This window comes from Bradyrhizobium sp. USDA 336 (assembly GCF_044908355.1).
Lineage (GTDB): Bacteria > Pseudomonadota > Alphaproteobacteria > Rhizobiales > Xanthobacteraceae > Bradyrhizobium > Bradyrhizobium yuanmingense.
On sequence record NZ_JBIYDC010000002.1, the window covers coordinates 4,028,933 to 4,042,748 of the forward strand.

General features: G+C 64.9%; 13 protein-coding genes. 1 reads left to right on the forward strand and 12 read right to left on the reverse strand.

The window, feature by feature from the left end:
• Nucleotides 1–3: 3 nt before the first annotated feature.
• The 3 genes from ABIA45_RS19795 to miaA form a co-directional block, all read right to left on the reverse strand.
• Nucleotides 4–975: a threonine dehydratase gene (locus ABIA45_RS19795; protein ID WP_404653307.1), complete on the reverse strand. Its 972-nt coding sequence runs from the start codon at nucleotides 973–975 to the stop codon at nucleotides 4–6.
• Nucleotides 976–979: 4 nt separating this feature from the next.
• Nucleotides 980–2,755, reverse strand: coding sequence for an acetolactate synthase 3 large subunit (locus ABIA45_RS19800; protein WP_404653308.1), 1,776 nt, complete (start codon nucleotides 2,753–2,755; stop codon nucleotides 980–982).
• A 327-nt stretch (nucleotides 2,756–3,082) separates the two neighbouring features.
• On the reverse strand, nucleotides 3,083–4,024 hold the full coding sequence (gene miaA / locus ABIA45_RS19805; RefSeq protein WP_404653310.1) for a tRNA (adenosine(37)-N6)-dimethylallyltransferase MiaA: 942 nt from the start codon (nucleotides 4,022–4,024) through the stop codon (nucleotides 3,083–3,085).
• An 11-nt stretch (nucleotides 4,025–4,035) separates the two neighbouring features.
• Between miaA and serB the strand changes: the two genes are divergently transcribed.
• The gene (gene serB / locus ABIA45_RS19810; RefSeq protein ID WP_404653312.1) at nucleotides 4,036–4,941 is read left to right on the forward strand and encodes a phosphoserine phosphatase SerB; all 906 of its coding nucleotides are present in this window, start codon (nucleotides 4,036–4,038) and stop codon (nucleotides 4,939–4,941) included.
• 140 nt (nucleotides 4,942–5,081) lie between these two features.
• Here serB and ABIA45_RS19815 read toward each other — a convergent pair whose 3' ends face one another.
• The 9 genes from ABIA45_RS19815 to ABIA45_RS19855 all read right to left on the reverse strand — a co-directional run bounded on the left by ABIA45_RS19815 (nucleotide 5,082) and on the right by ABIA45_RS19855 (nucleotide 13,810).
• A complete protein-coding gene (locus tag ABIA45_RS19815) occupies nucleotides 5,082–6,599 on the reverse strand; it encodes a Do family serine endopeptidase (RefSeq protein ID WP_404653314.1) in 1,518 nt (505 codons plus the stop codon).
• Nucleotides 6,600–6,743: 144 nt separating this feature from the next.
• A complete protein-coding gene (locus ABIA45_RS19820) occupies nucleotides 6,744–6,950 on the reverse strand; it encodes a DUF2065 domain-containing protein (RefSeq protein ID WP_025038031.1) in 207 nt (68 codons plus the stop codon).
• Nucleotides 6,951–7,022: 72 nt separating this feature from the next.
• Nucleotides 7,023–7,919, reverse strand: a complete 897-nt coding sequence (hflC, locus tag ABIA45_RS19825) for a protease modulator HflC (RefSeq protein WP_271540705.1) — start codon at nucleotides 7,917–7,919, stop codon at nucleotides 7,023–7,025.
• The gene (gene hflK / locus ABIA45_RS19830) at nucleotides 7,916–9,052 is read right to left on the reverse strand and encodes an FtsH protease activity modulator HflK (RefSeq protein ID WP_271540706.1); all 1,137 of its coding nucleotides are present in this window, start codon (nucleotides 9,050–9,052) and stop codon (nucleotides 7,916–7,918) included. Before hflK ends, hflC begins: the two co-directional genes overlap by 4 nt.
• 153 nt (nucleotides 9,053–9,205) lie before the next feature.
• Entirely contained in the window at nucleotides 9,206–9,715 is a 510-nt protein-coding gene (locus ABIA45_RS19835) for a dihydrofolate reductase (RefSeq protein WP_404653315.1), read from the reverse strand.
• Nucleotides 9,715–10,200, reverse strand: a complete 486-nt coding sequence (locus ABIA45_RS19840) for a GNAT family N-acetyltransferase (protein ID WP_404653316.1) — start codon at nucleotides 10,198–10,200, stop codon at nucleotides 9,715–9,717. The genes ABIA45_RS19835 and ABIA45_RS19840 overlap by 1 nt, the downstream gene beginning before the upstream one ends.
• A gap of 6 nt (nucleotides 10,201–10,206) precedes the next feature.
• A complete protein-coding gene (locus ABIA45_RS19845) occupies nucleotides 10,207–11,001 on the reverse strand; it encodes a thymidylate synthase (RefSeq protein ID WP_128263120.1) in 795 nt (264 codons plus the stop codon).
• A 173-nt stretch (nucleotides 11,002–11,174) separates the two neighbouring features.
• Nucleotides 11,175–12,155, reverse strand: a complete 981-nt coding sequence (locus ABIA45_RS19850; RefSeq protein ID WP_404543332.1) for a tripartite tricarboxylate transporter substrate binding protein BugD — start codon at nucleotides 12,153–12,155, stop codon at nucleotides 11,175–11,177.
• A 140-nt stretch (nucleotides 12,156–12,295) separates the two neighbouring features.
• A complete protein-coding gene (locus ABIA45_RS19855; RefSeq protein ID WP_404543333.1) occupies nucleotides 12,296–13,810 on the reverse strand; it encodes a tripartite tricarboxylate transporter permease in 1,515 nt (504 codons plus the stop codon).
• Between the last annotated feature and the right edge of the window lie 6 nt (nucleotides 13,811–13,816).

A 13,816-nucleotide genomic window follows, 5' to 3' on the forward strand; every position in this document is an offset into this window, starting at 1 on the left:
CCGTCACGCCATCGCCGGCGCGTCCGTTCCGACCCAACGGCGGAACAGATCGAAATCGATATTGCCGCCGGACAGCACGAGACCGACGCGCTTGCCCTTTAGCTTGCTCTTTTCCTGCAGCGCCGCGGCCAGCGCGGCGGCGCCGGCGCCTTCGGTGAGATTATGCGTATCGGTCCAGTAGGCGCGGATCGCGGCGGCGACCTCGTCGTCGGTGACCTCAACAATGCGCGAGGCGCCCCTGCAGATCAGCGCGAATGCATCCTCGTCGGGGATGCGCGTCGCCATGCCGTCGGCGTGCGTGTTGCTGGTTCCGGTCGTCACGATTTTTCCGGCCGCGAACGACAGCGCATAGGACGGCGCTTCCGTCGACTGCACGCCGACAATCTCGGTCTTCAAGCCGAGCAGGTCGCGCGCCATGATGCAGCCGCAGATGCCGGAGCCCTGCCCGATCGGCACATAGAGGATATCGAGGTCGTGCACTGCGCGGAACAGTTCGAGAGCGTAGGTCGCAACGCCAAGAACGAGATCCGGGTGGAACGAGGGCACCATGTGGAGCCCCGCGAACTGCGCGCGGCGCTCGGCTTCCTCGCGTGCCGCCTGAAAGTCCTCGCCGTGTTCGACGAGTTCGGCACCAAAGGCCTTCATCGCCCGATTCTTCTCGACCGAGTTGCCGCGCGGCACATAGATCACCGCGGGCACGCCGTGGCGGCTCGCGGCAAAGGCGAGGCTCTGACCGTGATTGCCGCGCGTCGCCGAGATGATGCCCGATGTCTTCGGCCGCTCGCGCTTCAGGCGTTCGAGATAGACGAGGCCGCCGCGCACCTTGAAGGCGCCGATCGGCGTGTGGTTCTCGTGCTTGACCACAACCTCGGTGCCGAGCCGACCTGCGAGCAACGGCCAGGCATGCGCCGGCGTTGCCGGCACCGCCTGCCCCACGATCGCATGTGCGCGCTCGAGCTCTTTCAGGTCGAACATGGCATCACACCAGCGCCTTGCCGCCGGCGAATGCCTTCGCGGTCGCCTCGTCGTTGGCCTGCTCCGGCAGCAACATCTCGTTGTGGGCCTTGCCGGAGGGGATCATCGGGAAGCAGTTTTCGAGCGCCGCGACGCGGCAGTCGAACAGCACGGGGCGCTTGACCGAGATCATCTCCTTGATGGCGCCATCGAGATCGGCCGGCTTGTGCACCTGAAGCCCGACGGCGCCGTAGGCCTCCGCGAGCTTGACGAAATCGGGCAGCGCCTCCGAATAGGAATGCGACAACCGGTTGCCGTGCAACAGCTGCTGCCACTGGCGCACCATGCCCATGTACTGGTTGTTCAGGATGAAGATCTTGATTGGCAGCTCGTACTGAACTGCCGTCGACATCTCCTGCATTGTCATCTGCACCGAGGCATCGCCGGCAATGTCGATGACGAGGCTGTCGGGATGGGCCACCTGAACGCCGACCGCGGCCGGCAGGCCGTAGCCCATGGTGCCGAGACCGCCCGAGGTCATCCAGCGATGCGGCTCCTCGAAGCCATAGAACTGCGCCGCCCACATCTGATGCTGGCCGACCTCGGTCGTGATGTAGGTATCCTTGCCGCGCGTCTGTTCGAACAAGGCCTGGATCGCGTGCTGCGGCAGGATGACGTCGCTGCTCTTCTTGTAATAGAGCGAGTTGCGGGCGCGCCATTGCGCAATCTGCTGCCACCATGACTTGATGTCGGGCTTCTTCGCCTCCGCCTTGAACACCTGGAGGATGTCGCCGAGGACGTTGCCGCAATCGCCGATGATCGGCACGTCGACGCGGATGTTCTTGTTGATCGAGGACGGATCGATGTCGATGTGGATCTTCTTCGAGCCGGGCGAAAACGCATCGACGCGGCCGGTGATGCGGTCGTCGAAGCGCGCGCCGACGCACAGCATGACGTCGCAATCATGCATGGTCATGTTGGCTTCGTAGGTGCCGTGCATGCCGAGCATGCCGAGCCAGTTCTTGCCCGACGCCGGATAGGCGCCGAGGCCCATCAGCGTCGAGGTGATCGGGAAGCCGGTGACCTCAACCAGCTCGCGCAACAGCTTGGTCGCCTCGCGGCCGGAATTGATGACGCCGCCGCCGCTGTAGATCACGGGACGCTTGGCGTTCGCGAGCAGCGAGACCGCCTTGCGGATCTGCGTCGCATCGCCCTTCACGCGCGGCGCGTAGGAGCGGTGCACGTCGGACTTGCGCGGGGGATGGTAGGTGCCGGTGGCGAACTGCACGTCCTTGGGAACGTCGACCAGCACCGGGCCCGGACGGCCCGAGGTGGCGACGTAGAAGGCCTCATGCAGCACCTTGGCGAGATCGTTGACGTCGCGCACCAGCCAATTGTGCTTGGTGCAGGGACGCGTGATGCCGACGGTGTCGCATTCCTGGAACGCGTCGTTGCCGATCAGATGCGTCGGCACCTGGCCGGAGATGCAGACCAGCGGGATCGAGTCCATCAGGGCATCCGTCAGCGGCGTCACCATGTTGGTGGCGCCGGGGCCGGAGGTCACCAGCGCAACGCCCGGCTTGCCGGTGGAACGCGCATAGCCCTCTGCGGCATGGCCCGCGCCCTGTTCGTGGCGGACCAGGATGTGCTGGACCTCGCTCTGCTGGAAGATCTCGTCATAGATCGGAAGCACCGCGCCGCCGGGATAGCCGAAAATATCGGTCACGCCGTGATCGATGAGTGCGCGGACGATCATCGCGGCGCCGGTCATCTGGTTCGGATCGTGGCTCTTGTCGCTCATTGGCTTGCTCCGGATGCGCTGTTGTCAGCGGCTTCATTCGTGTCGGGTTCGGGAAATAAAAAAGGCCCCGAAGAGGGCCCATGCACACCGCCTGTCATGTGGATGGCAGCTAGCCACCCCCGGCGGTGTGCCTGGGTACGACGGCGATAAGGAGTTTGGTAATAATGTTACGCATGGCTGGGCTCGGCTTCCCAAAGGTTGCGCGAAACATAGCGGCCAAACCTTGGATGTCAAGGCAATGCGGCCGTTCTCGCGCGATTTTGGCAGTGTAGCGGTGTTCCCCGGGTTCGGCGAGAGGTAAATTCGGGAACCCGGCACAAAAGCGCGTCAGTTGGAGTCCCGCTCCGACGTCACGGCCGCAGCGAGCCATCCCCTCGCCTCCTCCGGCCTCACCCATTCGAAGTCCGGCAGCTGGTGCCGGAACCAGGTGAATTGCCGCTTGGCGTAATGGCGGGTATCGGCGCGGCCAATGCTGCCGGCCTCCTCCAGGCTGAGCTCGCCGCGCAGATGCCGGATCAAGGCCGGCACGCCATGAGCCTTCATGGCCGGCAGCAGCGGATCGAGATGCCTGGCGGCCAGCCGCTCGACCTCCTCGAGCGCGCCGGCGCCCAGCATGGCATCGAAACGGGCATCGATGCGGGCATAGAGCTCGTCACGTTCGGGCGCGAGGAAGACCGCGCGAAATCTGTCCTTGGGCAGCAGCGGTGGCTGTCCCTCCCGCTGCCAATCGAGCAGCGAACGGCCGGTTGCCTCGATCACCTCGAGCGCGCGGGCGATGCGGGTGCGGTCGCGCAGGTTCAATCGCTCGGCCGCGCGCGGATCGCGGCCTGCGAGTTCCGCGTGCAGCGCTTCGACGCCGTTCCGTTCCAGCCGCGCGCGCACATCCTCGCGCAGCTCGGCAGGGATCGGCGGCACCATGGAGAGACCTGTGGTCAGCGCCTTGAAATAGAGTCCGGTGCCGCCGATGAAGATCGGCAGCCGTCGCTGAGCCCTCGCCTCATGGAGCGCCTTCGCCGCATCGCTAACCCAGGCACCGGCCGAGAAATTCACGGCGGCATCGACGTGGCCATAAAGACGATGCGGCACGAGCGCCTCGTCCGTTGCGGTCGGCCGCGCCGTGATGATGCGGAGGTCACGATAGACCTGCATGGAATCGGCATTGATGACGACGCCGCCGGCGGCGCGCGCAAGATCGAGCGCAAGCGCCGACTTGCCGCTGGCGGTCGGGCCTGCGATAAGCACGGCCTTGCTCGAATACCCCTCGCTCACGAAAACCTCAAATGTCCCTCGTCGCCACGCTGATCTGCAACCCTGACAATCCCGCGCTCGACTCGACCATCGTCGATGGCGCCCGCGCCGTGCTGCCGCAGGCGGCGCCCGCGCACTGGCTGTTCGACGGGGTTGCGGTCGACATCCCCTTCGGCGCGGACAGTAACCTCGAAGGCGACCGCAACGCCATCGAGCAGCGGCTCCGCGAGCTCCGCGGCGATTTGCCGATCGACATCGTCGTGCAGCCTGTTGGCTTCCGGCGCAAGAAGCTTTTTCTCGCCGACATGGATTCCACCATGATCGGCCAGGAATGCATCGACGAGCTCGCCGATTTCGTCGGGGTCAAGGCGCATGTCGCAGACATCACCGAGCGTGCGATGCGCGGCGAGATCGAGTTCGAGCCAGCGCTGCGCGAGCGCGTCGCGCTGCTCAAGGACCTGCCCGCCAGCGCGGTCGACGAGGTGCTGGCCGAGCGCATCACGCTGACGCCGGGCGGCCGCGAGCTGGTCGCCACCATGCGCGCGAACGGCGCCTATACCTGCCTCGTCTCCGGCGGCTTTACATTGTTCACGCGCGCGGTCGCCGCCAAGATCGGTTTCCAGGAGAACCGTGCCAACGAGCTCGTCGTGCGCGACGGCAAGTTCACCGGCGAAGTGAAGGAGCCGATCCTGGGCCGCGCGGCGAAGCTCGCGACCTTGGTGGACCTGATGGAATCGTTCGATCTCGACGACATCGACTCGGTCGTGGTCGGCGACGGCGCCAACGACCTTGCGATGATCCAGGCCGCGGGTCTGGGTGTCGCCTATCACGCCAAGCCGGCGGTGGCGGCCGCCGCGGCCGCGCGGATCGATCACGGCGATCTCACCGCGCTGCTGTATGCGCAGGGGTATCGGCGCGAAGAGTTCGTGGAGGGGTAACCGCTCTCGCTGCTCGCTCAGCAGCCGTAGGATGGGCAAAGGCGCACTTGCGCCGTGCCCACCACTTCACGCCGTGATGGCGGACAGAATGATGGTGGGCACGCTTCGCTTTGCCCACCCTACGGCTCTACGCGTTATCCCTACTGCACGCTCAGCGCGACGAACCGCAGCTCGCCCTCGCCGTTCGAGACCAGCAGCAGCACCGATTTCTTGCCGTCCTTCTTGAGCTGATCGACCCGCTTCTGGATGTCGGCGCCGCTCGACACCGCCTCCTGCGCCACCTCGACGATGACGTCGCCGGCGGACAGGCGCTTCTCGGCGGCATCCGAACTGGCGTCGACATTGGTGACGACCACGCCCTTGACGCTGTCCTTGATCTTGTAGCGCGTGCGCAGATCCTTGCTCAGCGTTGCGAGATCGAGGCCGAGCGCCTTCTGCGTCACCGGCTTCTCCGGCGCCGGCTCGTCGGTCTTCACCGCCGCCTGCACCTTATCGGGATCCTGGAGGCGGCCGAGCGTGACCTTCTTGATCTCCTCCTGGCCCTTGCGGATGACGACGACGTCGACCTCCTTGCCGACCGCGGTGTCGGCGACGACGCGGGACAGGTCCTTCGGGTCCTTGACGTCCTTGCCATCGAACTTGACGACAACGTCTCCGGGCTCGATGCCTGCAGGCTTGGCCGGGCCCTTGTCATCAACGCCGGCAACCAGCGCACCGCGCGCAGGCTTGATGTTGAGGCTCTCGGCGATCTCGTCGGTGACGCTCTGGATGCGCACGCCGAGCCAGCCGCGGCGCAGCTCGCCGAACTGGCGGAGCTGGTCGACGACGCCCACCACCGTCTTCGACGGCACGGCGAAGCCGATGCCGATGGAGCCGCCGGACGGCGAGATGATCAGCGTGTTGACGCCGATGACGTCGCCATCGAGGTTGAACAGGGGTCCGCCGGAATTGCCGCGGTTGATGGAGGCGTCGGTCTGGATGTAGCTGTCGTACGGCCCCGAAGAAATGTCGCGGTTCTTGGCCGAGACGATGCCGGCGGTCACCGTACCACCGAGACTGAAGGGATTGCCGATCGCGACCACCCAGTCGCCGAGGCGCAGCTTGTCGGAGTCGCCGAACTTGACTGCGACCAACGGCTTCGTCGGCTTGATCCTGAGCACGGCGAGATCGGTTTTCTTGTCGACGCCGACCAGCTCGGCCTTGATCTTGGAGCCGTCGTTGAGGATGACGTGGATCTCGTCGGCGTCCGCAATGACGTGGTTGTTGGTGACGACGACGCCCGCGGTGTCGATGATGAAACCGCTTCCGAGCGAATTGGTCTTGCGCGGCGCGCTGTTCTCGCCGCCCTTGCTGCCGCCACCTGGTCCCCGGCGGTTCTTGAAGAAGTCGTCGAAGAACTCCTCGAACGGCGAGCCGGGCGGCAGTTGCGGCATGGTGTTGCTGCCGCCCCCCTTGGCGTCGACCGTCTGAGAGGTCGAGATGTTGACCACCGCGTCGATCACCTTCTCGGCGACGTCGGCGATGCCATCCGGTCCACGCGCATGGGCCGGCGCGCCGAACGCGCTGCAAGCACCGATGGCGAGCGCGACCAGCCCAAGTCGAACACCAAATCGCGCGCGGCGGCGCGCGCGGGACGGGGCAATGGTGGCAGCGGTCATTGTGATCTCCAGGCAAAAGGGATTCGGCGCCAGACTGCGCTCGAACGGGGGCGCGGCGCAAGCGCGGAGCTTAACGGGCCTCAAGAGCCCGATAATACGGCGAAAACCAGTCTGGCGCCTTCACTTTGGCGTTGGGCCGAAGGCTTAAATCGGGCGCCGCATAACCCAGATCAGGACCAGGCCGGCCACGGCCGAGCCGATCCCGACCGCCCGCAGGATGTTGTCCGGCGTGGCGATGGCGCTTTTCATGGCTTTGCGCATCCAGTTTGGACTGGCCGCGAACATCAAGCCTTCGAGGACGAACAGGATGCCTAGGCCGATGAGGAAGTCGGCGAACGCAATGGACCTCATCGGAATGGAACCTCCCGCTATGCTGTTCTTGTCTGGACGGAGGGCGGCGAAATCCGCCGCCCTCTGTCTAACTTACGGCTTCGCCGGCGTCTCAGTTGCCATCTTGCCGGACGGGTTACTGAAGTACCGGAAGAAATCCGTGTCCGGCCGCAACAGGAAGCGGGTATCGCTGGCACGCAGCCCGTTCTCATAGGCCGTCATCGACCGGTAGAAGGCGAAGAAGTCGGCGTCCTTGCCGTAGGCTTCCGCAAACAGGCGGTTGCGCTCGGCATCGCCTGCACCGCGGGTCTGCTCGGCCTGCGAATTGGCTTCCGCGATGATGACGGTCGCCTCGCGGTCGGCCTTGGACCTGATCTCCTGAGCCTTCTGTCCGCCCTGTGCCCGGAACTCGGCGGCCTCGCGCTCACGCTCGGTCTTCATGCGCTGATAGACCGCCTGGCTGTTCTGCTCCGGCAGGTCGGCGCGGCGGATCCGGACGTCGACGACCTCAATGCCGTAGCCATCGGCTTCGCGGTCGAGCTGGTCGCGAATGCGCAGCATCAGCTTCTCGCGGTCGTCGCGCACCACGTTGATGAAGGTAACCTCGCCGAGCACGCGGCGCAGCGCCGCGTTCAGGAGCGTGGTGAGCTGGATGTTGGCAGCCTGGATCGAGCCGACGCTCTGATAGAAGCGCAGTGCGTCCTTGATGCGGTAGCGCGCGAAGGCATCGACCACGAGCCGCTTCTGGTCGGAGGCGATCGCCTCCTGCGACGGGTTCTCCAGGTCGAGGATCCGCTTGTCGATGTTGATCACCGAATTCCACGGCGCCTTGAAGTGCAGGCCGGGCGCCGTGACGACGTCGACGGGCCTGCCGAACTGGAGCACGATCGTCTGCTCGGTCTGCTGCACCGTGAACAGCGACATGTAGGCCACGATCAGGACCAGAAGCAGCCCGAGCAGCGTGACGAAACCTGTAACCGGAGACTTCATCGGTTGCCTCCGCTCGACTGCGGACCGGTCGTAGGTGTCCGTTTTGGCGTCAGTTCGGGAAGCGGCAGATAGGGCACCACGCCTTGGCCTGAGGGGCCACCGTCATAGACGAGCTTCTCGGCGCCGCCGAGCACGCGCTCCATCGTCTCCAGATAAATGCGTTCTCGCGTCACGTCGGGCGCCTTCTTGTATTCCTCGTAAACCTTCAGGAAGCGCGCGCTCTGGCCCTTGGCCTCGGCGACCGCCTGCTCCTTGTAGCCTTCGGCGTCCTGCAGGATCTTGGCCGAACGTCCGCGCGCCTGCGGCACCACCTGGTTGGCATAGGTCTGCGCTTCGTTCTGCAGCTGCTCGAGATTGGCTCGTGCGGCCTGGACGTCGCGGAAGGCATCGATCACCTGCGCGGGCGGATCGACCTTTTGCATCTGCACCTGGGTGATCTGAATGCCGGCGCCGTAGCTGTCCAAAGTCTTCTGGATCAGCTCGTGCACGCCCTGCTCGGTGACGTTGCGCGCTCCGGTCAGGATCGGCTGGATCTGAGATCGGCCGATCACCTCGCGCATCGCACTCTCGGAGACCGCCTTCACGGTGCCTTCGGGATTCTGGATGTTGAACAGGAAGTCGCCGATGCCGTCCGGCTTGATCCGCCACAGCACGGTGAAGTCGACGTCGACGATGTTCTCGTCGCCGGTCAGCATCAGGCTCTCTTCCGGCACGTCCCGGATGGAGCGGCCGCGCCGCGCCGGGTCCTCGATCACCGTCATGCCGATGGAGGTGGTGTTGACGCGCAGTGCCTTCGGCAGCAGCACGGTCTCGATCGGATAAGGCAGATGATAGTTCAGGCCCGGCTGCACGGTGCGCACGTGCTTTCCGAAGCGCATCACGACGCCGAGCTCTTCGGATTGCACGCGGAAGAAGCCCGACAGCAGCCAGAATGCGACGATCAGCAGGATGATCAGCGTGATGCCGATGCCGGAGAAATAACCGCCCGGCATGATCTGCTGGAGGCGGTCCTGGCCGCGCCGCAGAAGGTCTTCCAGATCCGGCGGCCTCGGCCCGACCGGTTGCGGGCCTGAGCCCCACGGTCCCTTTGGACCCGAGCCCCACGGGCCACCGCCCTGATTCTTCCACGGCATTCGACGTTCTCCTCGGCAGGGTGGAATTGCCACCGCCCGCTTTGTCCGGTCCGGCTTTATAGGGGACAGGCAAGTCCCTTACAACGCAGCCCTGACCGTCTTCCGAGCTATGCTCGGGTACGAAAAAGTCAATGTAAACATTGGCAAAAGCGGTTAATGGCCGCGCCGCCGACGATATGTCACATAGGACAGGTCGGCGCTGTCGTCGGGGCCGGCCGGATGGCGGATGCGTTCGACCTCGTCCCATTCCGCCTTGTCGATGTCGAAATGCGTGTCCCCTTCGGGGCGCGCATGCACTTCGGTGATCTCGAGACGATCGGCACGACCGAGCCATTGCCGGTAGATCTCGGCGCCGCCGATCACCGCGATCTCAGTGACCGAACGCCGCAGAGCGTCGCCGCGCGCGACTGCCTCCGCATCCGCTGGCGATGTCGTGACGATGGCGCCATTGGCGCGATAGGCCGGATCGCGCGTGACCACGATGTTGGTGCGACGCGGCAGCGGCCGGCGCAGGGTCTCGAAGGTCTTGCGGCCCATGATCACCGGCTTGCCGATCGTCAGCGCCTTGAAGCGCGCCATATCGGACTTCAATCGCCACGGCATCGCATGGCCCGCGCCGATGACGCCATTCTCTGCGATGGCGACGACGAAGACGATCTCCATCAGGCAGAGCTCCCGGCAAGCTGGGTCAGCGCAGGCCCGGTGACCCGGCACAGCGTCCAGTCGTCCATCATGACCGCGCCGATCGATTTGTAGAACTCGATCGAGGGTGCGTTCCAGTCGAGGACCGCCCATTGCAGGCGCGACCAGCCGCTGTCGACGCATTCCCTGGCGAGATAGGCCAGCAGCGCCTTGCCGAGGCCCTTGCCCCGATGCGACGGCCGCACATAGAGATCTTCGAGATAGATGCCGTGACGGCCGCTGAAGGTGGAGAAATTGAGAAACCACACCGCGAAGCCGACCGGCTCACGGTTCCACTCCGCGATCGCGCAATAGAGCTGCGGCCTCTCGCCGAACAGCGCGTCGGCGATGTCAGCCTCGGTCGCTTCGACCTCGTGCGACAGCTTTTCGTACTCGGCGAGCTCGCGGATGAAGGAGAGAACGAGCCCGGCTTCCTCGGGCCGTGCACGGCGGATGGTGAGCGACATAGGGCGCTAGACCGCCACTTCCGCCTTGATGTGCGGATGCGGATCGTAGCCGACAAGCTCGAAGTCTTCGTAGCGGAAGGAGAAGATATCCTTCACGTCAGGATTGATCCGCATCACCGGCAGCGCGCGCGGCGCGCGGCTGAGCTGCAGCCTCGCCTGCTCCAGATGGTTGGAATAGAGATGCGTGTCGCCGAGCGAGTGCACGAAGTCGCCGGGCTTCAGGCCTGTGACCTGCGCGACCATCATGGTGAGCAGCGCGTAAGAGGCGATGTTGAAGGGCACGCCGAGAAACACGTCGGCCGACCGCTGATAGAGCTGGCAGGACAGCTTGCCGTTCGCGACATAGAACTGGAACAGCAGGTGGCAGGGCGGCAGCGCCATCTTCTCGACGTCGGCCGGATTCCAGGCGGTGACGATCAGGCGGCGGGAATCAGGCGTGCGCTTGATCATGTCGATGACATTGGCGATCTGGTCGATGCTGCGTCCGTCCGCCGTGGGCCAGGAGCGCCATTGATGGCCGTAGACCGGGCCGAGATCGCCATTGGCGTCCGCCCACTCGTCCCAGATGGTGACGCCGTTGTCGCGCAGATATTTGATGTTGGTGTCGCCCTTCAGGAACCAGAGCAGCTCATGCACGATCGCTTTCAGCGGCAGCCGCTTGGTCGTCAGCATCGGGAAGCCGGCCGACAAATTGAAGCGCATCTGGTGGCCGAACACCGACAGCGTGCCGGTGCCGGTCCGGTCGGTCTTCTCGGCGCCGTCGGAAAGAATCCGCTCGAGCAGGTCCTGGTACTGGTGCATGTTGCGACTGAGCCTTTGGGGAGGCGGCGAACTTAGCGACACCCCCAGCGCTGCGACAGCGGCGATTCGCTGTCGCCGTCGATTATACCCGGAAAAGTGAGTGTTCCCGGCACAAACGGCAAGGGGCGGAACTCAGCGTTCCGCCCCTCGCCTAGTGGCTTGATCGCCTTCGCTTAATTCGCCGGCTTGAGCACCGGACTCCACTTCGCAATCTCGCTCTTGACGAGGGTCGCCAGCGCCTCCGGGGTTCGGTCCTTCGGCGCGGGGATGACGCTACCGAGCTCGAGCAGGCGCTTCTTCACCGTCTCGTCGTCGAGTGCCTTGATGGCGGCGGCGTTCACACTTGCCACGATCGCGGGCGAGGTTCCCTTGGGCGCGAACATCGCGTTCCAGGCCTGAGCCTGGAATGCCGGCAGGCCGGCTTCCGCCGTGGTCGGCACGTTCGGCAGCGACGGGTTTCGTTCGGCCGTGGCGATCGCATAGGCCTTGATGGTGCCGGCATTGATCTGCGGGACGGCGTTGACGATCTGGTCGCACATATAGTCGACCTGACCCGCCACCAGCGCGTTCATCGCAGGTCCCGTGCCGTTAAAGGGCACGCCGACGGGCTTGATGTCGAGGATGGAGTGGAGGAGCTCGCACGAGACGTGCGAAACCGAGCCGACACCAGCATGCGCGGCGTTCACCTTCTCGGCATTCGCCTTCACATAGGTGACGAACTCCTTGAGGTCCTTTGGCGGAAAGTCCTTGCGGGCCAGGATCAGGATCGGCGTGCCGGCCAGCAGTGCGATCGGCACGAAGTCGTTCTCGGGGTGATAGGCCAGCTTCGGATAGAGGGGCACGGAGGCGGCATGCGTGCCCATATGCCCGGTGATCAGCGTATAGCCATCGTTGGCCGCACGCGCGGCACGCGTCGTGGCGGTGGTGCCGCCGGCGCCGACCACGTTCTCGATGATGATGCTCTGCCCCAGCGTCTGCGCCATGTGCCCGGTGACGATGCGTGAGATCACATCAGTCGGCCCGCCGGCCGCGAAGGGCACGATCACGGTAATGTTGCGCGTCGGATAGGTCTGCGCCTCAGCCGTTGCGATGAAGGCGCCCAGCGATGCTATCGCAGCTGCACATGCGCCTGTGAGCGCGCGAATGAACGTCATGGCGATCCTCCCTTTGGACACACTAAAATGCCGGCCCAAAGGCCGGCATTTCCATTTCACAAAGCCGTAACACAAGTCGATTCGACTTCCGAATGCGGCGCGCCGACGCAGGACCGAAGCCGACGCAGGCGCACACAACATCAATTCTCGGACTCGGTGAACACCTCGTCGCGCTTGGCGCGCAACGCCGGTAGCACCGTAAGGACAAGCAGGCCCGCCGCGACCGCGAGCAGCACCGCGGACAACGGACGCGTCAGGAACACGCTCCAGTCGCCGCGCGAGATCAGCAGCGCCCGGCGCAGGTTCTCCTCCATCAGCGGTCCCAGCACCATGCCGAGCAGCAACGGCGCCGGCTCGAAATCGTGCTTGATCAGCCAATAGCCGACGAGACCGAAGACGCCCGCGAGGATGACGTCGACCGGCGCGTTGTTCACCGAATAGATTCCGATCGCGCAGAAGATCACGATCGAAGGGAACATCAGCCGGTAGGGCACGCGCAACAGCCGCACCCAGATTCCGACCAGCGGCAGGTTGATGATGATCAGCATCAGATTGCCGATCCACATCGAGGCGATCATGCCCCAGACCAGATCCGGCTGCTTCTGCATCACCTGCGGGCCCGGCACGATGCCATGGATGGTCATGGCGCCCACCATCAGGGCCATCACCGCGTTCGGCGGGATGCCGAGGGTGAGCAGCGGAATGAACGAGGTCTGTGCCGCGGCGTTGTTGGCACTCTCCGGCCCCGCCACGCCCTCGATCGCGCCGCGCCCGAACCGGGACGGGTTCTTTGAGAGCTTCTTCTCGAGCGTGTAGGCCGCGAAGGACGCGATCACCGCGCCGCCGCCGGGCAGGATGCCGAGGATCGAGCCGAGCACGGTACCGCGCAGGATCGGCGGCGTCGCATCGGCCAGGTCCTTCCTGGTGGGCATCAGTCCGGTGATCTTCTGCTGCACGAGATCGCGGTTCATCCCGGCGCCGTGGTCTAGATTGCGAATGATCTCGGCAAAGCCGAACACCCCCATCGCCACCGTCGCAAAGCCGAGGCCGTCAGCAAGCTCCGGAATATTGAAGGCCATGCGCGAGGCACCGGTTTCGATGTCCGAACCGACCATCGAGAGCAGCAGGCCGAACACGATCATCGCGATCGCCTTCAGCACCGAGCCCTTGGCCAGCACGACCGCGAAGATCAGGCCGAGCACCATCAGCGAGAAATATTCGGCCGGGCCGAACGCCAGCGCGAGTTTCGTCAGCGGCGCACCGAGCAGGGCAATGAGCACCGTCGCGACGCAGCCAGCGAAGAACGAGCCGATCGCCGCGATCGCCAGCGCCGGGCCGGCGCGGCCCTGCTTGGCCATCTGGTGACCGTCGATGGCGGTCACGACCGACGTCGCCTCACCGGGTATGTTGACCAGGATCGACGTGGTCGAGCCGCCATATTGCGCGCCGTAATAGATGCCGGCGAGCATGATCAGCGCGCCAACCGGCGGCAATCCGAAGGTAATCGGCAAGAGCATCGCGACGGTGGCGATGGTGCCGATTCCGGGGAGAACGCCGACCAGCGTTCCGACCAGGGCGCCGATCAAGCACATCAGCAGGTTGATCGGAGTAAACGCGACGGCAAAACCGTGAGCGAGGTTGGCAAAGATATCCATCACGCC